At 64.5% G+C, this 24,219-nt stretch carries 14 protein-coding genes; all 14 read right to left on the bottom strand.

The genetic code is table 11. The features are described from left to right. Window position 1: 1 nt before the first annotated feature. On the bottom strand, window positions 2–1,369 hold the full coding sequence (locus tag KUV72_RS12245) for an HlyD family efflux transporter periplasmic adaptor subunit (protein WP_222238597.1): 1,368 nt from the start codon (window positions 1,367–1,369) through the stop codon (window positions 2–4). Further along, a complete protein-coding gene (locus KUV72_RS12240) occupies window positions 1,366–2,190 on the bottom strand; it encodes an efflux RND transporter periplasmic adaptor subunit (RefSeq protein WP_222238596.1) in 825 nt (274 codons plus the stop codon). Before KUV72_RS12240 ends, KUV72_RS12245 begins: the two co-directional genes overlap by 4 nt. Beyond that, entirely contained in the window at window positions 2,180–3,772 is a 1,593-nt protein-coding gene (locus KUV72_RS12235) for a TolC family protein (protein ID WP_222238595.1), read from the bottom strand. Before KUV72_RS12235 ends, KUV72_RS12240 begins: the two co-directional genes overlap by 11 nt. A gap of 29 nt (window positions 3,773–3,801) precedes the next feature. Continuing rightward, window positions 3,802–13,632 (bottom strand): VCBS domain-containing protein, encoded by a 9,831-nt coding sequence (locus KUV72_RS12230; protein ID WP_222238594.1) that lies wholly within the window; start codon window positions 13,630–13,632, stop codon window positions 3,802–3,804. A 766-nt stretch (window positions 13,633–14,398) separates the two neighbouring features. Beyond that, window positions 14,399–15,139, bottom strand: coding sequence for an ABC transporter permease (locus KUV72_RS12225; RefSeq protein WP_222238593.1), 741 nt, complete (start codon window positions 15,137–15,139; stop codon window positions 14,399–14,401). Between the two features lies 1 nt (window position 15,140). Continuing rightward, a complete protein-coding gene (locus KUV72_RS12220) occupies window positions 15,141–15,854 on the bottom strand; it encodes an ABC transporter permease (protein ID WP_222238592.1) in 714 nt (237 codons plus the stop codon). Window positions 15,855–15,935: 81 nt separating this feature from the next. After that, window positions 15,936–16,778 (bottom strand): transporter substrate-binding domain-containing protein, encoded by an 843-nt coding sequence (locus KUV72_RS12215; protein ID WP_222238591.1) that lies wholly within the window; start codon window positions 16,776–16,778, stop codon window positions 15,936–15,938. A gap of 30 nt (window positions 16,779–16,808) precedes the next feature. Further along, entirely contained in the window at window positions 16,809–17,621 is an 813-nt protein-coding gene (locus KUV72_RS12210) for an amino acid ABC transporter ATP-binding protein (RefSeq protein ID WP_222238590.1), read from the bottom strand. Window positions 17,622–17,628: 7 nt separating this feature from the next. Then, on the bottom strand, window positions 17,629–18,837 hold the full coding sequence (locus KUV72_RS12205; RefSeq protein ID WP_222238589.1) for a pyridoxal phosphate-dependent aminotransferase: 1,209 nt from the start codon (window positions 18,835–18,837) through the stop codon (window positions 17,629–17,631). Continuing rightward, the gene (locus KUV72_RS12200) at window positions 18,834–19,571 is read right to left on the bottom strand and encodes a class II aldolase/adducin family protein (RefSeq protein WP_206939423.1); all 738 of its coding nucleotides are present in this window, start codon (window positions 19,569–19,571) and stop codon (window positions 18,834–18,836) included. The genes KUV72_RS12205 and KUV72_RS12200 overlap by 4 nt, the downstream gene beginning before the upstream one ends. Next, a complete protein-coding gene (locus KUV72_RS12195) occupies window positions 19,571–20,494 on the bottom strand; it encodes an ABC transporter substrate-binding protein (protein WP_409995891.1) in 924 nt (307 codons plus the stop codon). The genes KUV72_RS12200 and KUV72_RS12195 overlap by 1 nt, the downstream gene beginning before the upstream one ends. A gap of 255 nt (window positions 20,495–20,749) precedes the next feature. Continuing rightward, window positions 20,750–22,435: a 5-guanidino-2-oxopentanoate decarboxylase gene (locus KUV72_RS12190; RefSeq protein WP_222238588.1), complete on the bottom strand. Its 1,686-nt coding sequence runs from the start codon at window positions 22,433–22,435 to the stop codon at window positions 20,750–20,752. Beyond that, complete coding sequence (locus KUV72_RS12185) at window positions 22,432–23,082, bottom strand: HD domain-containing protein (RefSeq protein WP_222238587.1); 651 nt, start codon at window positions 23,080–23,082, stop codon at window positions 22,432–22,434. Before KUV72_RS12185 ends, KUV72_RS12190 begins: the two co-directional genes overlap by 4 nt. Next, window positions 23,079–24,203, bottom strand: coding sequence for a TauD/TfdA family dioxygenase (locus KUV72_RS12180; protein WP_222238586.1), 1,125 nt, complete (start codon window positions 24,201–24,203; stop codon window positions 23,079–23,081). Before KUV72_RS12180 ends, KUV72_RS12185 begins: the two co-directional genes overlap by 4 nt. Window positions 24,204–24,219 lie beyond the last annotated feature (16 nt).

Raw genomic sequence — 24,219 nt, 5'->3', positions numbered from 1 at the left:
ATTACCACCCGGTCCAGGCCCGCAGGGTGGCCAGCGGCCGCCGCAGCAGGTAGTAACCCAGGCTGACGCGTTCACCATAGACCTTGGCCGTGCCGTGCAAGCCCAGGCGCGCCGGTGTGGTGTCGGCGTCGTCGAGTCGCGCCAGCAGTCGGTAGGCATCGATGCCGTCGGCGTCCGGCTGGGTGGCGTAGCTGGTGCGTGTCAGCGTCGCCTTGAGCGGTGTCAGCGGCTGGGCACTCAGGAATACGGTGACCTCGGCACCCGGTGCCAGCGCGATGGCATCGGCCGCCGCCAGCTGGATCTCTACCGCCGGCTGAGCGGGGTCTGCCAGACGCAAGATGCGCTCGCCGGTGGTGACCGGGCGTCCCTCCCAATCGTCGCGGTCAGAGTAGACGGCGACTCCCGCTGCGGGGGCAACGACAAGGGTGCGTTCGAGGCGGGCCTCGATAGCTGTCAGCTCGGCCTGGCGCTGAGCCTGTTGCCCGCGTAAACGGGTCATGTCAGCCAGTCGGCTCCGATCATCGAAGGCCAGGTTGCCGGCGGCATCGAGCTCGGCCCTGGCGACGTCAAGCTGGCGCTTGAGCACTTCTGCGCGACTCTCCAGCTCGCTGCGGTCCAGGCGCAGCAGTGGCGTGCCGGCGTCGACGGCCTGGTTGGGCTCCACCAGCATGTCAGCGACCACCCCATCCAGCGGACTGGTAATGGCGGTACTGTCGAGGGAGATGATCTCGGCCGGTGCCAGCGCGGACAGGCGTACCGGCAGCAGCAGGATGGCCACCACCGCCAGCAGTACCAGCCACCACAGACGTCGTCTTGGCAGGCGCAGCGCCCGTCGGCGCGGTGCCAATGCTTGCCAGCAGTAGCGCCAGCTGTGGGCGAGCCCGGCCAGCTGCGGCCGCAGCGGTTCAGGCGGGGCCTGCTCGAGCAGAAACAGCGCCCAGGCGCGACCTGCAGGTCCTCGCGAGGTGGCAGGGTCGGTGGGGCTCAATGGCACCAGCCACAGCACCTCAGGCCACCACTGGGCCCAGCCCTCTGCCAGCGATGGAGGAAGGTCCAGCTGCTCGCGCAGCAGCAGCCTGGCCTCACTGGGCGAATAATGCTGGTCGAGCCACACGCCCAGTGTCTCGACCCAGTTGAGAAAAGGCGTGCGCTCCTTGGGTGTGGCCAGCCCCGATACGCAATGGACTTGTACCTTGCTGGCGCTGCGCCGCTCCACCACCAGGGCCTGGCGAAAGCGCAGCAGGGGGTAGCTGTCGTTGGCGATGGAAAAGGCTAACTCCGTGCGCGTCGCGGCGGTCATGGCGCGGTCGCGCAGGGCCAGGACCAATGCCGGAAGCGACGCAGGTCGAGGCGTCTCGCTGGCACTCATGGGTTGTCCTGTGGCTCGGGAGTGGTGCTTTCCTGGGTGCTCTGGTCGAGGGTGCTCTGGTCGGGGGCGTCCAGCAGGGCTCGCCCGGTCATGCCCGCCACCAGTTCCGGGTGGGCCTGGTCAAGCTCGGCTTCCAGCTCGACGGTCTGGGCGACAGCATCGATCCGGGCATTGATGGCGCTGAGAGTGGCGGCGTAGTGCTTGCCGGTCTCGCTGATGTTGAGGGTCAACGGCTGGCCGACGCTGAGCGAGGCCAAACTCGAGGACGGAGCGTTGAGGCGTACCTTGAGCGGCCCGTCGGCGACCAGGTCCAGAATCGGTGTGCCTGCCGACATGGTCTGAAACGGCTTCACATGCACCGCCGCGATGCGACCGCTGAACGGCGCGGTCAAGGTGCAGCGATCGCGCTGTGCGGCGGCCAGGTTGAGGGTGCTCTGGGCCTTCTCGACCTCGGCGCGGGCCAGCGCCACCTCGAGATCACCCACCGCGTCCAGTCGCCGCAGGCGGTCCTTGGCCTGGCTGTTGAGCCGGGCCACGCCCAGCTCGGTATTGGCCACGTTGACTCTGGCCTGCTCAATCCGACAGTCAAAGCGGGCCAGGGTATCGCCCTTCGCGACCTGGACGCCCAGGCTAACCGGCAGCTCAGACAGGGTACCCTCCATCTGGCTGGACAGGGTGGCATCGGTGTGGGGCGCGAGCAGGGCGCGCATGGCGCCCTGATTGTCACTGGACTGGGCCCAGGCGCCGCTGATGGTGGTACCCGCCAACAGGGCCGTGGTGATGAGCGCTGACAGCCGCGAGGGATGTCGTCTATACCGCATCGTTGGCACCTCCCTGGCCGTCGACAGCGGGCACCGGACGCGGCTCAAGGGTCGGCCCCGGGGTGGTCGCCGCGGGTTGTCCTGGATGAGGCGCAATGATGCCCTGGCGCTCATGGGTGGTCATGGTGTTCTCGATCTCGCGCGCCAGGGTCTGAATGTCATGCTGGGCGATGGTCTCGGGCATCACGTCCAGTCCTACCGAATTGAACAACCGTCCCCAGGCCGCCTGGGCACGGGAATAGGCGGCTTCACGCTGGTACTGGGACAGCAGGTAGCGGCTCTCGGCGCGGATTACCTCCAGTTCGGAGCCGATGGATGAGCTGGCGGCTGCCTTGGCGTAGGCCAGCAGATCCTCGTCTACCTCAAGGCTTTCATCGCTGTACTGGAGTTCCTCGCGGGCCAGGTGGTAGCGCAGGGCGCCAACGCGAACCTGGGTCAGCACGGCCATGGACAGCGCGGTACGCCTGAGATCATCGACACCGCCCTGGGTTTGCTGGGCATTGTCCAGATCCGGGTAGGACAACAGCTTCAACAGATTCAGCGAGACGTTGACGCCGGTCTCGGTCCAGTCGTTGTTGTACAGGTAGTCGTTGGAATCGTACTGCACCCCAGCACTGACGGTGATATTGGGCCACAGGCGCAGCTTGGCCGCCTCCAGATCGTTCTGGTTGACCCGCTTGCGATACCACTCTTCCATGATCTCAGGACGGTGCTGCAGCGCCAGTTGCTCGAGACGCTCGATGTCGGTGACCTCGGGAGGCAGCGGCATCTCTGGCTCGTCGGCCAGGATCAGGCGAGTGCCGGGAGGCAGCGACATCAGCGCCGCCAGCTCGGTCTTGGCCAGCTCCAGGTCCTGGCGGCGTGCGGTCAGCAGGGTGGTGGAATCGAGCAGCGCTCGCTGGTAGGCCAGCACCTCCTGGCGGGGCAGCAGCCCCTGCCGCTGGGCTTCGCGGGCGGCGTCCAGAGCCACCTCGGTGCGCGCCAGCAGGACGTTCAACTGGGGAATCAGACGCTGGGCGGCCAGCGCTCGCCAGTAGGCGTTGCGCACGTCGCGCAGCACATTCTGGGCGACCTTGCGGCGACGCTCTTCGGCCATCAGCATCTGATCGGCCTTCTGCTGATTCTCGTAATAGGCCAGGCCGAAATCCAGCAGGCTCCAGGACAAGCCGAGACCCGCGGTGGAGCGGTAGCGCTCCTCGGAGGTCGAGGGGCGCAAGCTTTCTTCGCCATCCTCGATACCGATGGAGGTGCCCCCTGAATCGTTGCTGCGGTCGCTGTACCCGGCTTCGGCAACGATCTGCGGCAGCAGCTCGTGGCGCGATACGTCCCGCAGGTTCGACGCCAGCGCACTCTCCATCAGCTTGAGGCGATAGTCCAGGTTGTACTTCAGCGCGCGGGCGGCGGCTTCATAGAAGGTGACCGGCTGGTTCAGCGGCTCCTGCAAGCGATACATCTGAGCCTGATCGCTGATCGCCCGCTGGCGGATCTGATCGGCGTCGTAGGGCTGTGGCTCCAGGTTTGCACAGGCGCTGAGACCCAGGCCGGCGGTGACCGCCAGCGCCGGGAGGGTGAGTCGGTACATGCCGTTTCCTTGTCGTGACACTGTCATTGTTACGGGTCTCCGCGCAGTGGCGCAGTGGTGTCCGCCATGGCCAGCAGCTGCTGGCGGAAGCCACTGGCGGTCGCCGGTGCGGCGTCCTGCCGCTTGTCGGTGGCGTCGCTGGGGTCGCTATCCAGGGGAGTGTCGGCCAGCCATTGTGCTCCCTCGGGCAACGGCGGGCGACCGTCGAAGCGCTGTTGTTCGGTGGCTTGCGTGGGCGCTTGCTGTGCGTCCCCGGTGGCAGAGGAAGTGGCCGTGGTAGAGGGAGTGGCCGTGGCAGAGGAAGCGTCGGCATTGCCCAGTAGCTGCTCTCGCGTGGGGGCATACAGCGAGGGATCGGCCAGCAGTCCATCGGCGGTGAGGTCGGTACGGCCGTGCCGGCCCAGCAGCTTGATCTGGTCGAGCTCGGCGAAGGCCCGACTGAGCGCCACGCCATAGGACACGTACTGGCCTTGAACCTGACCCAGGCCTTCTGCCAAGGACGCAATACGCGTTTCGAAGGGACGTACCAGCAGCGGTTGGCCACCATGGGACAGCCGCAGGTAGTCGGTGACCTCGCGGTTGTTGCGCTCGACCTCTGGGGTGACAAAGACTACCGGATCGAGGTCACCGAGCCCCTGGGTGCTGGGGGTGAGGCCTTCGCGATGTTGAAAATGGGGCCCGATATCGCCGCTCTTGATCGGGATGTAGGGGGCCGCAATGTCCAGGGTCAGCGTCAGGGTCGCGGTGTCGGTGGCTCCGGCGCGGTCCACCAGGGTGTAGACAAACGCCTCTTCAAGCACCGGGCCAAGGCCGCTGGCCCGCAGCACCTCGGGGTTGGTGCGATCAATGAAGTAGCGATAGCTGCCATCGGCCTCGATGATCAGGGTGCCGTAGCGACCCTGCAGCGGCTCGCCGGCCTGGGCCGATACGCCTTGCTGGGAGACCGAGGCGACACGCTGGGTTTCGCCGTTCGCCGTGGCGTCAGGGTCGCTGTCGTTGGGCAGCACATTGCCGACGGCATCAGGTCGGCCAGCCCCACCTCCGGTATCGATGGCCTGACCGGCGTCATCGCGGGCGGTGGGGTCGTCATTGCGACCGTCGATTGTGATGGTCAAGGTGGCACTGCTGGCGCCTCCCCAGCGATCCGTCAGGGCGTAGGTGAAGCTTTCGCTCAAGGTCTGGCCGCTGACACGCAGGGCCTGGACCCGTGGATCATCGTCGTCGACCGCATAGCGATAGCTGCCGTCGGCATTCATGATCAGACTGCCGTAACGTCCCTTGAGGGCGTTACCCAGGCTGCCCGCGGTGCCGTCGCCCGTCGCCACACCAGTGACGCTAAGGTTGGGGCCCAGCAGGTCGATGCCCAGATTGATATCACCGTCCACGTCGATATCGTTGGTCAGCACGTTGCCCACCGCATCCTGACCGGCCGTGGCGTTGTCGCGACCGCCGGCTTCCACCGCCAGGCCGTTGTCGTTGACCGGGTCCGGTGCCTGATTCTGGCCGCGGACGAAGACGGTCAGCTCTGCCAGGTCGGTCAGGCCAGCCAGGTCGCGGGCCTGATAGGTGAAGATATCGCGACGGAACTCCAGCGGGCCGAGACCGAGGATCTCGGCGTTGTTCTGGTCCACCTCGTACAGGTAGCTGCCATCCCGGTTCAGGGTCAGGGTGCCGTATTGGCCCACCAGTACCACGCTGCCCCCGCTCAAGGTCGCCAGGCTGCCGCCGGACGCCTCGCTACCAGGGCGGCCGCCGCTGACCGCCAGCCGGTCGCCGGCATCGATATCGCTGTCATTGGTCAGCACATTGCCGCTGGGGTTGCGCGCGCTGCCGTCCTCGTTGCGGGCCACCGCCAGGGCGATGTTATTCGATGCCACCGGGGCGTCGTCGCGGCCCTCGATGGTGATGGTCAAGCGGGCCGAGGTGGTCGCGCCGAGCGGATCGACCGCACGGTAGATGAACACGTCGGTGAGGGTATCGTTGGCGGTCCTGAGGGCCTCCACCTGCGGATTGCTGTTGTCGACGACGTAGGTGTAACTGCCGTCGCTATTGAGCGTCAGCGTACCGAAGCGACCCGCCAGCGCCTGCCCGGCAGACACCGTTGTGGTAGCGAAGCGCACCTGATCGACCGTGATGGCCTGGCCGTCGACATCACTGTCGTTGGTCAGCACGTTGCCGCTGGGGTCGGTGCCCAGGGTGCCATTGGCGGTGCCGCCGGCTTCTACCGCAACGGCCTTGTCGGCGACCAGGGTGGGCGGGTCGTTGGCACCCACCACGGTGACTACCAGCTCTGCCAGGTCGGTATTGCCCGCACTGTCACGAACCTGATAGGTGAAGATCTCATTCAGGGTGTCGCCCACGGCCAGAGCCTGGACAGCGGTGTTGCCGCCATCGACCACGTAGCGATAGCCGCCATCAGCGGTAACGATCAAGCGACCGTACATGCCGTTCACGCTGGCACCGGCGCTGCCGACGACGCTGAGGCTACCGCCAGCGCTCTCGCTGCCCGCGCGAATCCCGGCCACGCGCAGGGCGCCCTGGTCGACCGTGTCCACGTCGCTGTCGATGCCGTCGCCGTCATTGTCAGTGATCAGGTTGCCGCGGCCGTCCACCGCCGCGGTCGACCCGTCGGTGGATGGCGCTTGAGCGCTGGTGCTGTTGTCGGTGGCGATGGGGGTGTCCTGAGCGCCGCGAATGGTGATGGTCAGCACCGCGGCGCCATCCAGGCCCAGGGCATCGGTGACCCGGTAGGTGAAGGTCTCCGACAGGGTGTCGCCGCTTGCCAGCGCCTCGACATCATCAAGGCTATCTTTGATGACATAGATGTAGGTACCGTCAGGGTTGATGGTCAGGATGCCGTACTCACCCTCGATGTCGGTCGCGCCGCCGACGTCCACGAAGGAGCCCAGGATATCGTCGCCTTCACGGATACCGGTGACGACTTTCGTCTCACCGAAGGCGTCCACGTCGGTATCGTTGTCGAGCACATTGCCAGTGCCATCCTGCCCGCCGGTGGCATTGGCGACGCCGCCTTTTTCGACGGCCACGGCGTTATCATCGACACCCACGGGAGCGTCATTGGCGCCCTTAATGGTGATGGTGACCGTGGCCTGGGATGACACGCCAGCACTGTCGTTGATCACATAGTCGAACTGCTCCAGCAGGGTATTGTTGCTCTGGCGGAGGGCTTCGACGGTCGCATTGTCATTGTCCAGCAGGTACTCCGCCGAACCATCGGCCCCGATCACCAGGGTGCCGTAGCTGCCCTGGATGCGGGTGGGCTGGGTCGGATCGTCGTTGACCGCTTGCAGGGCACCGCCACTGACGCCTGCCTGAACCACCGTCAGCACGTCGGGGTCGGCATCGTTGAGGTCCACGTCGGTGTCGTTGGCGACCACAAAGCCGTTGGGATTTACCCCATTGGTATTGAAGCGTCCCCCGGCCTCGATGGCGATGGCGGTATCATCGTTGGCGGTTGGCTTGTCATTGACCGCCAGCACCCTCAGGGACAGGCGGTCGGTGATAGTGAGGGCGTCTTCGGGGTCCTCGCCCGGGGTGCCGTTGGGACTGTCGGGGCTGTCTCCGGTGTTGGCGTTGTCGTCTGTGGTAATGGTTAGCGTCACATCACCGTTGGCGTTGGTGGCGCTCTGATAGCGCAAGGTGGCAAGGGCTGCGTTGATATCAGCCAGGGTGCCCTCGATAGTGATCGTGGTGCCGCCACTGCCGCTGATCGTGGCGGCTCCGCCGCCCTGGTCCAGGGTCAGAGTGCCAGCGGGTACGCTCAGGGTCGTGGTCAGTACGCTGGCGGCGAGGGCGTCCGGGTCGCTGACGCTGATACCAGGGATGGCAAAGGATTCATCCTCATTACCTTCGACCGGTGCGCTCGGCAGGGTATGCACAGGACCGTCGTTAAGGCTGACGTAGCCGATATCCGCAGCGCGATTGTTGCTGCCACCGGCGCTGACGCTGACGTCGACCCGGGACAGAGTGCCGTCGCCAAAGCTGCCGCCGTCGGAGTCGATACGTGCCCGCAGTCCGCCCAGGTCGTCGTCGGTCAAGCTCTCGCTGGCCGAGATGCGATAGTTGCCCGAGGGCAGCACCCCGAAGGAGTAGTTGCCGTTTGCGTCTGTCAGGGTGGTAAAGGTGAGGTCATCGACGTCGTCGAAGTCGCCGTCGTTGTTGCCATCCCAGGTCAGGGTGACGGTGACACCGTCAAGGCCTGCACCATCCGGGCTGGCATCGCTGGTAGCCGTAAGCGTGTCATCCCACAGGGTGCCGCTGATCACGCCTAGGCTGGCGCTGGCGGACAACACGTAGTCATTGAGGCCTCCGTTGCCGTCTTCGCCGGTGCGCTCGCCATCTGCCTCGCTGTCGGTACCCACGCTGCTTCCGCCAAAGTCGGTAAAGGCGCCGCCGTCCGCCTCGGCGGCGTCGGGTAGGCTCGACCAGAGCAGCTGTGCCTGGGCGTCGACGACCACCGTGTTATTGGGTACCTCGACACGATAGACGACGCTGACCTCGGTGCCGGGATCGAGCTGGGCAAAGGTCACGTTGATGCCTGACCCTGAGGCGGTGGCGGTGACGCCATCCGGCAGGTCGGACAGGGAATAGGTCTGGCCGTCGATGACGATGCGGTCGATGACGTAGTTGCTGCCCGAAGGAAAGGCGTCGGTCAGCACCACGTCGTAGGCCGGCATGCCGCCGTCCTGCTCGAAACTGACCTGAACGGTCGCAGAGCCATCACCGCCGCCAATGCTGGGGTTGAACGCCTCCACGGTCTTGGCCATGTCGCTAAAGGAAGGTTCGGCGATCACCTGGGTCAAGGTCTGGGAGCCGAAGGCTGTGCCATTGCGGTTCTCGGTGACGGTCAGACCAAGTTCCGTACCTGCCTGGTTGGTACTGACGTTGTCGACGCGGACATTAAACTCCAGCGAGATGCCTTCCCTGTCGTCATCATTGTCGGCGTTGGTGATGGTGCCCAGGTTGATGGTCAGAGTTCTGCCATCGCTGCTGATGGTGTAGCGGTCCGAGTTGAGCTCGCCGGTAGGACCGCCGGTGAGCCCAGGATTGATTAACCCGGCTTCGGAGGACTGGCCATTACCGGTGACGACGTTTGCCCCGGTGACAAGATCACTGCTAAGCCCGCCTTGATTGCTGATGACCGCCATCAGTATCTGATTGGCGGTCTCCGGGAGAATCGTCAAGCCCTCATCGACCTCAATAACGAGCTGATAGTCGGTGAAGGTGCCTTCCGGCAGCAGGGCTACGACCCGATAGCGGATGATCTCACCTACCGCGACATCTTCGAACTCGGCGTTGGTGGGATCCGCGGCATCTGTGCCCTGCATACCGCCAACCCGGGACACCTCCAAGGTCTGAGCCACCGGCACCTGCAAGCGATCGTTGTACTGATAGTCGTTGAGATCGCCGCCGTAGAGAGCACCATCTGCACCGGTGCGCTCCTCACCGGCGCTGGTGGTGGTCTGGTCGTCGAGACTGGTCCAGGTGACTTGAGCGTTGGAGGTCAGGTTGCGCACGTCGGCGGCACTGGCGCTGACGGTGGCGCTGATGGTCAGGGTGATCGACTCGCCGGAGCGCAGGTCCAGCGTGGTGTTGGTCAGGCGAATGGTATTGCCGTCGATCTCGAAATCCCCGATGACCGCTCCCGAACTGCCGACCACGGTCACTGAGTCAAGGGAGATTCCCGTCAGCTCGCTCGGCAGGCTAAACTCGAAGCCCAGGTCGAAGCCTGCCAGAACCGACGAGTTATCGAGGACGACCTCGTACACCAGCGCATCCCCTTCATCGACCCCAAGCCCCGGGTCGGCGGGGGAGACCAGACGTTGCTCGACGGTAATGGTGGGTTCCTTGATGGTCGTCACCGGGCCGTCGCCGGTCTGGGCGACGTCCCGGTCTACCGCAGTGCTGCCGTTGACCTCGTCGCCGTCGCTATCTTGATAGCTCAGGCTGGACGTGTGTTCGTGGGTGAAATTGGGGTCGCTGTTGTTAGCGTTGTCCTGGTTGTTAAGGGTGTTCGTGGCAATCAGCCGCACGCGCAGCACAAAGGTATTGTTGCCGGCATCGTTATCGGCGCTGGCACTGGCGGCGGTGAAGGTAAACAGACCATCGATACCTTCATTACCCAGGGTTCCGCCGTCACCGGTGAACCCGCTGATGGTCAGGGTGCCGGCAAAGTCGGCGCTGAGATTGCCGCTGCCGGCGGCGTCGGTGATCAGCAGATAGCCGGCGTCGCCATTGAAGGTGGTGTCCAGCGCCATGCCCGGCGGGATCAGGTCCGAGATGCGCAGGTTCTGGGTACCGCCTTCCGGCAAGGTGACGACGATGTCGTAGAGCATGGACTCGCCAACCACCAGGTTGGCGCCGCCGGTGTGGGACTCGCTGGAATCGTCGGCGGTGGCGCTGCCGCCGTCGGCAAAGGTGGTGGTGATGGTCGGTGCCGCCACCTGCTGGGTAGCGACGTCACTCAGATCGGTGGCGGTGAAGTCGGGACCGCCATTGGTGCTGGCGTAGTAGTTCAGGGTGGCGGTGGTGCCGAGGGTACGGCTGGCGGCCACCGCCGAGGCCACGATCACATCGTAGGTGATGACGATGATGTTGCGGCCGGCGTCGTCGCTGGCGCTACCAGCGCGCCCCGCCTGGAGCGTTGCCTGTTCTCCGGCGTCCAGCAAGGTTATGGTGGTGCCACTGACGCTGTAGTCCGTGCCTTCGGTGAGCAGTGTGCCGTCGCCCAGGGTCAGGATCAGATTGGCGGAGGCCAGGCTGCCGCCCACGAATGCCAGGTCGGCGGGGAGCTCGATCGAGGTCGCCACATCGAAGGCGCCGCCGCCGCCGGTGTTTTCCAGCAGGGTGGCCAGACGCAGGGTGTCACCGGCGTCGATGTCGGTGACGTCGCCGTCCACCGCCGCGGGATCAGTGATGCTGCCGGTGAACGGCGCCCCCGAGGTGCCCGGGGCATTCCAGCTACCGCTGGTCCCGCTGACGCTGCCGTTGGTCGAGGACACCACTCCGTGGGTGATGGAGACGACCGGCTCGGCCACCGACTGCACCTTGACCACGTCCTGGGAGATCAGTTCGGTCTTGTCGATTGTGGTGGTCTGGCGCGATTCGGCCAGCACATCCAGCGAGCGGCCATCGGCGAAGGGCTGGTTACCTACCGTCATGGTAAAGCTGACGGCGATGGTGCTGGCCTGGGTGGCGCTGATATCCTCGAAGGTGAAGATGATCGAGTTGCCGGGCCCGCTGGTGACGCTTACTACGGTGCCCGGCCACGTATTATCGCCCGCGAAGGACCAGCTGCCAGCTCCACCGCCCTGGGACCAGCTGATGCCACTGGTGTCCAGCAGCGGTAGTGGCAGGTAGGCGATAAGCTGGAATCCCTCGTGGTCGCCGGTGACCAGGTCATAGCTAAGGGTGAAGGTGACCTCATCGCCGGGGGCCAGCTCGGTCACGCCTCCTTCAATGGCGATATCCACGTCGCTGACCGGAACGGTCAGGTTGGTGCTGGAATTATCGGCTTCACTGAAGCCTGTCAGGTTATTGGCATCGTAGAGCAGGGTGGCATTCACCTGCGCCGAATTGCCGATGCTGTCGCCTTCGTTGATATCTGGGTGGTCAGCGACGCCGACGTAGGCCTGATCCACCACCGCCCGATAGCCGATGACGGCCCGGGTGGCACCGGCATCGATCACATTGTCGAAGGCCGCGTCGCCCGCCAGCCAAGCCTGGTCGGCCAGGGCGTCCTGGATCGACTGGGCGATGTCGAAGACCAGGGTGGTGGTGCCGTCAGCGTTGGTGGTGGAGGTCACGACCAGGTCGATGGTGGTGGCATTGGTGCCGTTGTATAGCGTCAGGGTCGGAGCACCGGTCAGCGTCTGTCCGTTACCGAGCGAGTCGGTCACGATAAACTGACCTTCCAGCTGGGTGTCCTTGCCGAAGGCGAAGTAGTCCGACAGCGCCACCTCCAGCTGGTATTCCAGGGTATCGCCAGGCGTCAGACCGCTGGATCCGGTATCCACCACCACTGACGCGCTCTTCTCGACGGTCAGCGACTTGGCGACAAAGGTGATCTCATCGCCGGTACCCGCAAAGCTGACCTTGCCGTCAGGATCGTTGGGGTCCCTGTCTCGGCTATCCAGGGGAAGCCAGACACCGGCGCCGCTGGGGGCGTCGAAGGTGATGGTCTCTTCATTGCCGTTGGCCGGATCCAGGATGGCGTTACCGTCGGCATCGTACTCCGGCACAAAGAAGTCCACCCGACTGGACTGGGCCTCGGTGAGACTGTCATAGGTCACGGTGTAGGAGGTGATAAAGGCATCGCCATCGATGGCCCGTTGGATCAGGTCAGGACGCACCAGCGTCAGTCCACTCGCCAGGGTGATCGAGGTCAGGGTGCCAGCGCCGGGGTCGATGGCGGTGACTTGCACATTGGTCGGGATCGGCTGGGTGATGACCACGTCGGTCAGGGTCTGAGCGGTAATACCGGCGCCGGCCGGCCGCACCGTGGTGACCAGGCTGTGAGGATAGTTTTCACCGGTGGTGGTATCGCCCTCGCTCATGTTGAGGGTCTGCTCCACCGCGATCACCGTGGGGGTGATGGTGAAGGCGACCGCGCTGCCAAGCAGGGTGGGATCCTGCTCGGGGTTCGACTGGGCATCATTGCCAAGCTCGAAGCCAGCCAGGGCCTGGATCACCAGATCCGGACTGCCATTGGTCTGGGCGGTGTCGGCCAGGGCGCTCAAGCGGCCGGTAAAGGTCACCTCGATATTAGGCTGCTCGGCGGTCAGACTGGCAAAGGGAAGGGCGACGACGATAAGGGTATCGCCGGCGCGAGCACCGAAGTCTGCCGCATTGATGACCAGTGGCTGGCCGTCACTGCCGCGGGCCAGAGGATGCTCTGCCTGGCCGTTGGCGTCGAAGGTGACGCTCAACAGATCCAGCTGGCCTCCCAGGTAACTCGCTGAGGTGATGGTGATACCGTCATCCACCGCGGCGCCAGCGCCGTCCTTGCCGGTGGCTGGTACCACCAGCTGAACGAAGGGCGCGTAGCCTTCCTGGGCACTGGAGGCGTTGGATACATTGACGCTGAACTCGAAGGTTTCGCCGAGGGGCACCTGAGCGCTGGAGGTCGGCAGGCTGGCCACCGGCTGCGCATCTGCCAGCAGGCCATCGAGGCTTGCGAGGGCCGCGACCGCCACCCCACGGTCGTCGTCTAGTTCGCCCAGCTGACGCTCGAGGACCCAGTCGCCTCCCTCCAGCGTACTGCCGGTATTGTCGCTGGAGGCGCCGACGTCCATGCCGGTGGCCTCGGACAGATTCTCGAGAAAGGCCACGCCATGGTCGCTGGCCGCGACCCGACAGCCGTACAGCAGAAGGTCAGCGTCGGCGCTGAGGGCATCGCGCCATTGGCCAAGCTGTTGGTTGAATTCCGACAGGGTCTGGCTGCTGATCAGGGTATTGCCAAGCTGGAACTGGCCATCGCTTCCGTGACTGAAGATCTCGATGCTCTGCACCTGATCCATACCGGCCAGGGCGGAGGTGATGGCGGCCACGCCGTTCTCATCGCTATCTACCACTATCCATTCGGCGTCATCGGCAAGGCCGTCGCGAATCGCCTGGCGCTGCTGATCGCTAAGACGGGCATCCAATACCACCAGATGTCGCGCACTCGTGCTGCGTGCTCCCTCGCCCTCGCTTTGACTCGCAGGAGTGACGGCGACCTTGTCCTTGTCGCCAGTGTCCTGCTGCTGGTCGCTGTCAGCCTGATCGGCGCTGGCGGCCATGGCGCCGTCGAACAGCAGGCGTGGCTCCAGCGCGATACGTCGTGTACGAGATCCCTTCATACGGTCTCCTGCCGTCTTGGCTGGTCATCTTGCACACTAAAGATGACCATTATGGTGCAGTGCGGATTTATTATGCCGCATTTGGCAGTAAACATAGCGTGATTCGATAGTTCTTTGCCACAACATGCATATGTCGCGAAAGTTATCGGGTGAATGAGCGCTATAGTAGTGCCGTTGCTGTGCCTGCCATGTAGCGCAAATGAGGGAGAGATGGCACCGTGAAGTAGGTAGGCTGCTGCGCTGAGTTCTGCACACTTTGAGAGGCTCAGGATACCTTGAAGGGGCCCATGATGGTTCGCAAGGAAAGCGTCTCGGCCACAGCACCTTGGCAGAGATGTGAGTCGTAAGAGAACAGAGTAAATAAATGTGCAGCAGAGGGAGCCAACCGCAAAGAACAGTCGCCCGCGCTGAGTCTAAAAACAGTATGAGTTTTGCACAATAAAACTGACGCGCTGGATAAATCCGTCAAACCGGTGTACGCCCAGCCTACCGTTTATGATGCAGCCGCCAGCGGCAGCCGTATTTTTGCGTTTGATGTCACGCTGGCTACCACGCTTTATTTCTCCCCCATGGCGGGGTGAGTGATCTGGGGTGACTGTTAGTAGAAGCGTCGGCGGAAGCGGGCCCGGTGATATGGCATATGGGCAACGTTGCCGGAGCGCTGTCTCCCGTAGTGAACATGCAGGGGCCCAGTCGTCGTGCTCAGGCTGTCCTTAGCCATTGTCTAAGCCATTGTCCGAGCCGCTGTCTGAGCCCCGCTTGGGTCTTACCCGTGTCTTGCCTGTGCCCACCAGCGAAAGCGTCGACGCTGTGGCTGCACGCCGGGGAAATGACGTTCCAGCTGCTGCAATACCAGAGTCAGATTGATGGTCAGCAGCAGGTAGATGGCCGCGATGAGCAGTAGCGGCTCGTAGGTCAAGAACGTTTCGTCACGGATGATATTGGCGGCCTGCAGCAGGTCCATCATGGCGATGGTCGAGACCAGCGGTATCGATTTCAGCAGAAGAATCATCTCGCCGGTCAGGGTGGGTAGGCACAGCTGCACGGCTCTGGGTAGCCATAGGTGGACGAATACCTGCCATGGAGTAAAACCATAGGCACGTCCCGCTTCCCGCTCGCCCGGCGGCACGTTGAGCAGCGCGCCACGCAGGATTTCGCCGCTGTAGGCACCCACCGACAGGGTAAAGGTCAAGGTGGCGTAGAAGAAGGGGTCGCGCAACAGGCCCCAGAAGATGCTGTCCTGGATGCCGGGGATGCCTTCCAGCAGGCGACCCACGCCGTAATAGAAGAAGAACAGTTGCACCAGCAGTGGCGTGCCGCGAATCACCGCCGTGACGCCTGTGGCCAGCCAGGCAAGGGGGCGCGGACCCTTGATACGCGCCATGGCCATCGCCACCGCCAGGATCAGGCCTGCCACAGCCGATACCAGAAGTAGCCATAGCGTGTTGATCAGCCCTTCTACCAGATATTCCTGATAGAAGGGATCGCTCAGCCAGCTGAAATCCATGTCAGTGCTCCTGAAGCTGGGGGAGGCCGCGCCGTGCACGCCGCTCAACGACGGCAAAAAGCCAGTTGGACGTCAGCGTCATGGCCAGGTAAAGCGCCCCTGCCGCGGCATAGAACAGGAAGTGGGCTCGGGTGCTGGCGGCTGCTTGTTGAATGGTGAAGAACAGCTCGCTATAGCCGATCACGCTGATCAGCGCGGTGTCCTTGATCAGAATCAGCCATAGGTTGGACATGCCGGGCAGGGCATTGGGCAGCATGGCCGGCAGGGTGACTCGGCGAAAGCGTGCCCAGGGGGAGAAGCCAAAGGCATCGGCGGCCTCAAGCTGACCGCGAGGTATGGCGCTGATGGCACCGCGAAAGACCTCGGTCATGTAAGCGCCTTGAACGAAGGCCAGCACGCCCACGGCGGTCACGAAGCCGTTGATGGCGACCTGGCCGGAGAGTCCCAGCGCATGAGCCGCGGCGGTCAATGCCTGGGAGCCGGCGTAGTACAGCAAAATGATCAGCAACAGCTCCGGCACTGCCCTGACGCCGGTGGAATAGCCTGCGCCAATGCCGCGCAGCCAGGCTTGCCGGGAGAGCCGGCAGGCGGCGCCGACAAGGCCGAGCAGGACGCCTATGGCATAGGCCAGCAGCGCAATCTCCAGGGTGGTGAGGGCTCCTTCAAGGATCGGACCCGCCCAATCGACGAGGCCCTCCTGGGAGGCGATAGACATGAAAAGACTCCTTGGCGTGGCCAGTTTTACAGCCTTGCGGCGGTCCCTGCGTCGCAGCAGGGACCGCCCGGGCCATTGACGTCAGCTGACGCAGACGTCAGTGCCGAAGTACTTCTCGGACAGCTCGGTGCAGGTACCGTCCTGATTGACCTGCTCAATGGCGGCGTTGACGGCCTCGGTAAGGGCATCGTCCTGCTGGCGCAGCCCGATGCCGACGCCTTCGCCGTAGGCCGCATGGTGAGGCGCCGTGGCCTTGATCTCGAAGTCGCCAGCTTCATCACGCTCGGTCAGTTCCACCATGGCGATCTCGTCGGCCAGAATGACGTCCAGGCGGCCTGACAGCAGATCCCGGTTCACCTGTTCTGCCTGGTCGTACAGGCGGATGTCGACGCCGGTGTCCCTTAGCGCCCGACGGGCATAGGTGGCGTTGGTGGTGGCGCTCTGTACGCCCAGGACCAGACCATCGAGGCCCTCGGGGGGATCCAGCTCCAGCGAGCGGGCGGCGACATAGGCGCCAGGGGTGTAGTAGTAGGGGGCGCTGAAATCGATGACCTGAAGACGTTTTTCGGTGATCGACATGGAGTTCATGATCATGTCGATACGGCCTGACTTGAGCGAGGGAATAATGCCGCTCCAGCCGGTCGGGGTGATCTCGCATTCCCGAGCCATCTGTTCGCAGATCGCTGCGGCCAGCTCTATCTCGAAACCGGTCCAGTCACCGTCTGAGGAGGTGTAGGTAAAAGGCGGGTAAGGTTCTGCCGAGATGCCGATCTTGAGGGGCTCGCCCGCGGAGGGGGTGTCCGTCTGGTCGGTCGCATGGGCGCTGCCGATGGCGGCGGCACCGAGGGTCGTGGCCAGCGCGACGCCCAGGCCAAGGCGGCGAGCGAGATCGACTGACGGGCGCAGGGAAGGGAAGACGGTCATGGAAACTCCTGGTTGTTGTGGGACGGGCAGTCAGGCGGCAGGGGCGATGAAGCGCCGGCAGCGTTCGTTGTCGCTTTGTTCGAAGATGCGCTCGGGAGAGCCGGCAGCGCCGACCACTCCACGGTCGAGAAACACGATCTGGTCGGACACGTCGCGGGCGAATGCCATTTCATGGGTGACCATCAGCATGGTGCGCCCTTCATCGGCCAGCCCGCGGATGACGCCGAGCACTTCATTGACCCGCTCTGGGTCGAGCGCCGAGGTGGGTTCATCGAACAGCAGGATCTGTGGCTCCATGGCCAGTGCGCGGGCAATCGCCACACGCTGCTGCTGTCCGCCGGACAGAAAGGCGGGATAGGCGTCCGCACGTTCGGCCATGCCGACACGCTCGAGATAGTGCATGGCCAGGGCGTTGGCCTTGCGTCGACTGATCCCCTTGACCCGCACGGGCGGCTCGCTGACGTTGCCCAGCACGGTCATGTGAGGCCACAGGTTGAACTGCTGAAAGACCATCGCCACCTTGGCGCGCAGGCGCTGCAGCTGGTGGCGGCTGATGGGCATGTCGGTGTGGCCGCTGCGGGGACCTTGTGCGGTGAAGCGCATAGACTCGTCGGCGATGGTCAACTGACCCTGCTGCGGGCGTTCCAGCAGGTTCATGCATCTGAGCAGGGTGCTCTTGCCGGAGCCGCTGGCGCCGATAATGGTGGTCACAGTGCCTTCGGCGACGGATAGGGACACGTCGCGCAGCACGTCAACGTCGCCATAGCGCTTGACCAGGTGCCGGGCCTCGACCACGGCGGAAGATGGCGGGGTATCGTTACAGTCTGAGGAAGATGGCGTCATAGGCGGCTCATGGGTGGGTGGCAAGACAGGCGTCGGCGAACTCACGAAGCCGTTGCGCGGCATCGGCCAGGGTGTCGGCCTGGTGGGTGAGTCCCAGCCGAATGAAGCCAGCGGCCGAGGGGCCGAAGGCCTCGCCAGACAGTACCGAGATGCCGCATTGATCCAGCAGGCGATCAGCAAACTGTGCCGATGACAGGCCGGTGGCGCGAATGTCGACCATCACGAACATCCCGGCGTCGGGACATACGGCTTTGGCGGCCTGACTGCCCGCGAGAGCGGCACACACGCTGTCGCGCCGAGCTTGGTAGGCGGCGTGCATGGTCGCCAGATCGTCGCCAAGCTGACCCTGCTCGCCCGCGAGAGCGGTGATGGCGGCGTCCTGAACGAAATCCGGGCAGCCGTACAACATGCACAGGGCCAGATGGCTGAGGTGCTCGATCAGCATCGGCGGGGCGATCACCCAGCCGAGTCGCCATCCGGTCATGGCATGTGACTTGGACAGACTCGAGATCACCACGCTGCGCTCGGCCATCTCCGGCAGCGCCAGCGGGCAGGTATGGGTGCCATCGAACATCAGCTCGGCGTAGACCTCGTCGGAGATCAACCACAGATCGTGCTGCTGACAGAGTGCCGCCACCTGCTCCCATTGTTCGCGGGTCAGCGACTGTCCCGTGGGATTGTGGGGACTGTTGATCAGGATCGCCTTGGTGCGGTGGGTGATGGCCGCCGCCACATCATCCACATTCAGCCGAAAGCCCCGGTCCGCCTGCAGTGGCACGCGGGAGAGTGTGGCGCCGGTGGCCTGGATCACCGCTTCGTAGGTGACGTAGCTGGGTTCGGGCACGATGACCTCATCACCGGGATCGAGGAGGCATTGGGCCGCTGCATACAGGCCGCATTGGGCCCCTGCCATCACGATCAGGCGATCCGGCGTCAACTCGACGTGGCCAAGACGCTGGCTGCGACGGTAGTGGGAGACGATGGCCTCACGCAGCGCCAGCTTGCCCTGTACGTCGGCGTAGTGGGTGGCGCCCTGGTCCAGGCTGTGCTTGGCGGCCTCGACGATACTGCGCGGCGTGGTGAAGTCGGGGTCGCCCACCGACAATACCGTGATGTCCTCGCCATTGGCCTGGCGCGCCAAGGCTCGACTGTGGATATCCCAGGCGGCGGCGCCTTCGCCGGCGATTCGCTGGGTGAGACGGGAGACGCGAGTCATGGGCTGTCCTCGAGCGCGGGAGCATGTAGGCCCAGGCGACGCAGCTCGGCGCGCCAGGCGAGATCGGTGCCTTGTGGGCTGGCGGCCCAGGCGTCGTACTGTCGGGCGACCTTGTCGCACAGGGCATGCGAGGCGCTGACCAGGGGCCGCCCGGTGGACTGAGCGGCCAGCTGTGCCTGGCAGGATCGTTCCAGGTCGCGCATACGCAGGAAGGCATCGCCGACGCTGGTGCCAACCACCAGCACACCGTGCTGGCGCAGGATCATGCTCATATGTGGGCCGAGGTCGTCCACCAGGCGCTGGCGCTCGTCCAGATCCAGCGCGATACCCTCGTAGTCGTGGTAGCCGATGCGCTGATAGAACTGCATGGCCCATTGGTTAAGCGGCAGCAGACCCTCTTCGAGGCAGGAGACGGCCACGCCCGCGACGGTATGAGCATGCAGCACGCACAATGCGTCGCTGCGGGCTCCATGGATGGCGCTGTGTATCGTGAAACCCGCGGGGTTGATGCCAAGCCCTGTAGGGTCATCCAGCACATTGCCTTGCTCGTCCACGCTGATCAGGCTGTCGGCGGTGACTTCTTCGAAACGCAGGCCGAACGGGTTGAGCAGAAACCTGTTGGCGTCAACCCGTACCGAGATATGCGTGGAGATACCGTCGTCCATGCCATCCAGCGCCATCAGTCGATAGGCGGCCGCCAGATCCTGGCGCAGCTGTTGCTGTCGATGGTCCATCAGCGCGTGTCCTTGAAGCTTGCCAGGGCCTCGCCGCCATCGCGGCTGGTGACGCCGTCAAGAAAGGCGGACACCTTTTCCGGGTGCGAGGCAAGCCATTCGCTGGCGACCTGCTCAAGGTCTTGCTGCTCCAGGCTATACGCCTTGATGAAGTCGCTTTGCTGCTGGGCGCTGAACACCACCTGATCGAGCAGTCGCGTGAGGTTGGGGTTAGCCTCGGCGAACTCCTTGGCGACGACGGTCTTGACATCACTGCTGCCGTTGTCGGGCCCAAACACGTTCTCACTGTCGTCCAGGATGCGCACATCGTATTCGGGAATCATCCAGTGCGGGGTCCAACCGTAGAAGGCGATCCAGCGTCCCTCGTCCACCGCCGCCTTGACTTCACTCAGCATGCCCGGCGTGGAGGAAGACATGACCTCCCAGTCGCCAAGACCATGGGTATCGGCTTCCACGGCGGCGTCGATGAAATCGGTGACGGTAGAGCCGCTTTCGATGGAATAGAAGGTGCGCTCAAAGCGCTCGGCGTTGGCGGCGTCCCCGAGCTGAGCGGCGTCGGTGATGCCGGCGTCCGCCACGTAGCCAGGCACGGCAAAGCCCATGCGAGCGCCGGTGACATTGTTGCCGAGGTCGATGATGGCGTCCGCTTGCATGGCAGCGTCATAGCTTTCCTGCTGGGCCGGCAGCCAGCCTGCCAGGAAGGCATCACTGTCGCCGCTGGTCAGGGTCTTGTAGCCCACCGTGGAGCTGACCTCCAGGCGCTCGACCTGGTAGCCGAGGGGTTCGGCAAGCTGGGCCAGGATCTCGCTCTTGACGGTGACCCCAGGCCAGGGCGGGACCACCAGGCGAAGACGCTCGTCCCGATCTTCCGCCAGGGCGATAGAGGAGGTGGACAGGGTCGCGACCAGCAGCGCTCCGGCCAGCCACGGTGGCAGTGAGCCGGCAGGGATTCCGGGGCGACGCGTCGGCAGCAGCAGGGATGTCGTGTGGTGGGTTCGGGTCACGGGGAACTCCTTCGTTATTATCAGGGTTTGCTGTCCCGGCCAGCTCAGGACTGGCTAGGCGCTGATCGTCTCTGTAGCGGGGCCGTTGTCGCCGCCTTGACGTGTGTCTATAGCGCGCCGCGGCCACCGCACCGGCACGCCAAGGGTTTTCCTCTGTCTCCTCGACACGTCTCCTCAACAGCCGGTGGCAGGCTGCTCCAGTGATGCTTGCCAGGCAAGGGCGTCGACCTCGATGACCAGCGGCGAGGCGGCTTGGTCCAGTGTTGTCAGGGCTTCTCGTAGCGCTTCTGGTGCGTTGACGCTGATGTATCGGCAGGCGAAGGCATCACATAGGGGAGCGAAGGACGGCGGCTGCAGGTTGACGCCGATGTGAGCGACGCCATCAGCACTCATGTAGCGACGGATTTCGTCGTAACCGTCATTGTTCCAGATGATCAGCACCAGGGGCTGGACCTTGTCGGAGGCATCAGGAGCTTGAGCAAGATCGCGCGCGGTGGCGAGTTCGCCGAGCACGAACTGCAGACCACCGTCGCCGACCAGGGCAACGACGGGAAGCTGAGGCTTGGCCAGGGCGGCTCCCAGCGCGGCGGGCAGGCCATAGCCCAAGGTGCCGAACCCGGTGGCGGCATTGAACCAGCGGCGAGGCGCCGAGCGTCGAGCGATGACGTTGCCGGCGTACACGGGCCCCGTGGAGTCACCGACGATGATGGCCTCGGGCAAGGCGTTATCGAGGATATCGAACAGGGGCAGATAGGGCTTCAGCTCCGGGTCTTCGTACAGCGCCAGGTCACGACGAATCGCGCGGCAGCGCTCGGCACCCGCGCGTAACTGCTCAGCACACTCGGAGCGTGACGGACGACCAGGCGCCGCTGATTCGCTCAGAGCGCCGAGCAGCGCGTCTGCGGCGAGACCGACGTCGGCGACCATCGCCAGCTCTGCGGAGCGGTTACGGGCAAGCTGCTCGACGTCCAGGTCAACACGAATCACGCGGCCCTGAAGGGCGAAGCCATCGTTGAAGACCAGGTCGTAGTCGGTTTCGCCAAGCTCGGTACCCAGGGCAAGCACGACATCGGCGTCACGCGCCAGATGGCGTACCGGTGCCAGGCTGGCGGTGGTGCCAAGATCCAGGGGGTGATGACTGCCGAGCACACCACGTGCATTGACCGTGGTCAGCACGGGAGCACCCAGGCGCTCGACCAGGGCCTTGACGGACGCTGCGGCGGAGCAGGCACCACCACCCACCAGGACCAGCGGCCGTTGGGCTTGGTCAAGCCAGCGGGCGGCCTCATGCACGGCCTGCGGAGCTGGCGCCGGCGGGAAGACACGGATCGGCCGGCCTGGCGCGCGGCTTACTGGCGCATCAAACAGGTCGATGGGAATCTCGATGTGAACGGGCCCGGGCCGGGCGCCCTGGAAGATGGCGAAGGCCCGCGCCAGCACTTCTGGCAGGGCCTCAGGGTCGAGCAGGGTATGGCTGAAGCGCGCGACACCGGCAAGCGTCGCGCTCTGCTGAGGCATCTCGTGCAGTCGGCCCTGGCCCCGGCCCAGGGTCGCCACGCGATTGACGCTGGATATCACCAGCATCGGCACCGAGTCTGCCAGGGCCTGGCCCATGGCAGTGGCGATATTGGTCATACCGGGGCCGGTAATGATAAAGCAAGCCGCGGGCTTGCCGCTGGCTCTGGCGTAGCCATCGGCCATGAATCCTGCCCCTTGCTCATGGCGGGGTGTAACATGGCGCAGGCGGGCCCCCTCGAGACCACGGTATAGCTCGACGGTGTGCACGCCGGGAATGCCGAACACGGTATCGACGCCATAGTCTTCCAGCAGCGTGATCAGGGTCTGGGCGCAGGTCCTCATGAGCGCTCCTGTGGATCATCCACGACGTCAGGCAGGCCGCCAAAGGGAGGGCGTTGCATGACCCGCTGAATCATCGGCAGAAACGCTGACAAGGGCAGGGTGTCATAGTCGGGATCGAAGCTGGTCTGGTCCCACTCATCGCAGAACCTGACGGTGCGAGCGTAGGCTGGATGGTCGCGATAGGCCTCACGGGCGTGTCGGTCCTGGCCAAAGAAATGGCGGTAGTGGTAGCCCTGAAACAGCTCATGATGCCGAATCATCCACACGTTGAGAGGATCGACGAAGGGTTCAAGGATCGCAGCCGCAATCTCGGCGTGGTTGGCCGGGGCCAGGTCGTCGCCGATATCGTGAAGCAGCGCACACACGACCATCTCTTCATCGGCACCGTCGCGCAGGGCGCGGGTGGCGGTCTGCAGGCAGTGTTCGTAGCGATCTACCGGATAGCCGTGGGTATCGCCCTTCAATCGCGCCAGATGATCGAGCACGCGGCGGCAGGCGTCATCCTGGTAGGCGCGGAAATGCTGGTCGATCAGCCGCCACTCGGCGGCGGTGCTCTCATCGAAGCGGGCAAACGTGGCTTGCTCTGTTTGCTTGGCTTGCTCGGCTTGCTTGGCTTGGCTGGAGAGGGTGCTGTCGGTCGCTGTCATGAGGTGACTCCTGCGAGGTGACGGCTCAACACCAGGCGGCGGCTGGCGGTGCTGTCCCGATCGACGTAGCCCTGGCGCAGATGGCGCACGCCACCGTCAAGGGTGAACGAGGTGCGGCCATGCAACAGGCGGTAGTTGTCCATGATCAGCATCTCGCCTGGCGACAGCTTAAGGCGCAGGGTAAGCGCCTCGCTGCGGATCAGATCGTAGAAGGCCTTGCGTGCGGCGTAGTAGCGTCGCAACTCCTGGCTCTCCATGGCATCGACCCGTTCGGTGCGATTGGAGTAGCGCACTCTTACCACCTCGCCATGGGGGTCACATTCGATCAGCGGCCCGCGGCTTTCCAGGTGGGTGGCGTCGTCCTGATAGCGAAAGCGGGGGCTTACCCGGGTGAGGCAGTCGAAGGCCTCGGGGTCTTGCTGTCGCAGGCGGCGTGCCGCCTCGAAACCGTCTACCAGCGTGCTGTCGCCTCCCTCGGCGGCGTTGGTCAGGCAGTGCAGCCAGATATAGCCGGGAATCGGGTCACGATAGGGATTGTCGGTGTGTGGCTCGAGTCCGCGTTGGGTCATGGTCAGGTCATAGGCGTTGGCCACCGACTTGACGTCGGCAATGCCGCCCCAGTTGGTGCGTCGCAGAGGGCCGATGCGATCGATCAACGGCTGCATGGCGTCGGTGTCGTCCGGCAGCCCTGACACGTGAACAAAGCCAAAGCGCTCCAGCTTGAGCAGCAGGGTCAGCAGCGCCGCGTCGCTGGTGAGCGCCTCGCTGAAGTCGACGCTGGGAGGGACCTCTAGGGCAGCATCCCACAGCTCGCGGGGCGGTGTGTCTGCGCGGCCAGTGCTGGCTGACCTGGCCAGCTCCGCAAGAGGGAAGCGCCCCTGCTGACCGTCGGAGAACGCCAGTGCCAGTTCGCCTTCCTCAGCGCTGGCAGCGGTCAGCGCCAGGTCCAGGGGCAGCTCGGCGGCCTCGATCAGCCGCTGACCGGTCTGGGGGTCGAGCGTATCCGCCTGTGGCAGGCGCTCGCGTAGCCATAGCGCATCGAGATGAAGCTGGCCGTTGGACAGGAACAGCTGTAGCTGGCGTCCATTGTCGGCAAGGGCAGGGGGCGTCTGCAGGATCATGGAAAACCGTCTCCGA

It is taken from the genome of Halomonas sp. DP4Y7-1 (genome assembly GCF_019800705.1).
Taxonomy (GTDB): domain Bacteria; phylum Pseudomonadota; class Gammaproteobacteria; order Pseudomonadales; family Halomonadaceae; genus Halomonas; species Halomonas litopenaei_A.
Note: the sequence above shows the minus strand (reverse complement) of the source record. Positions and strands in the feature narration are given on the sequence as shown.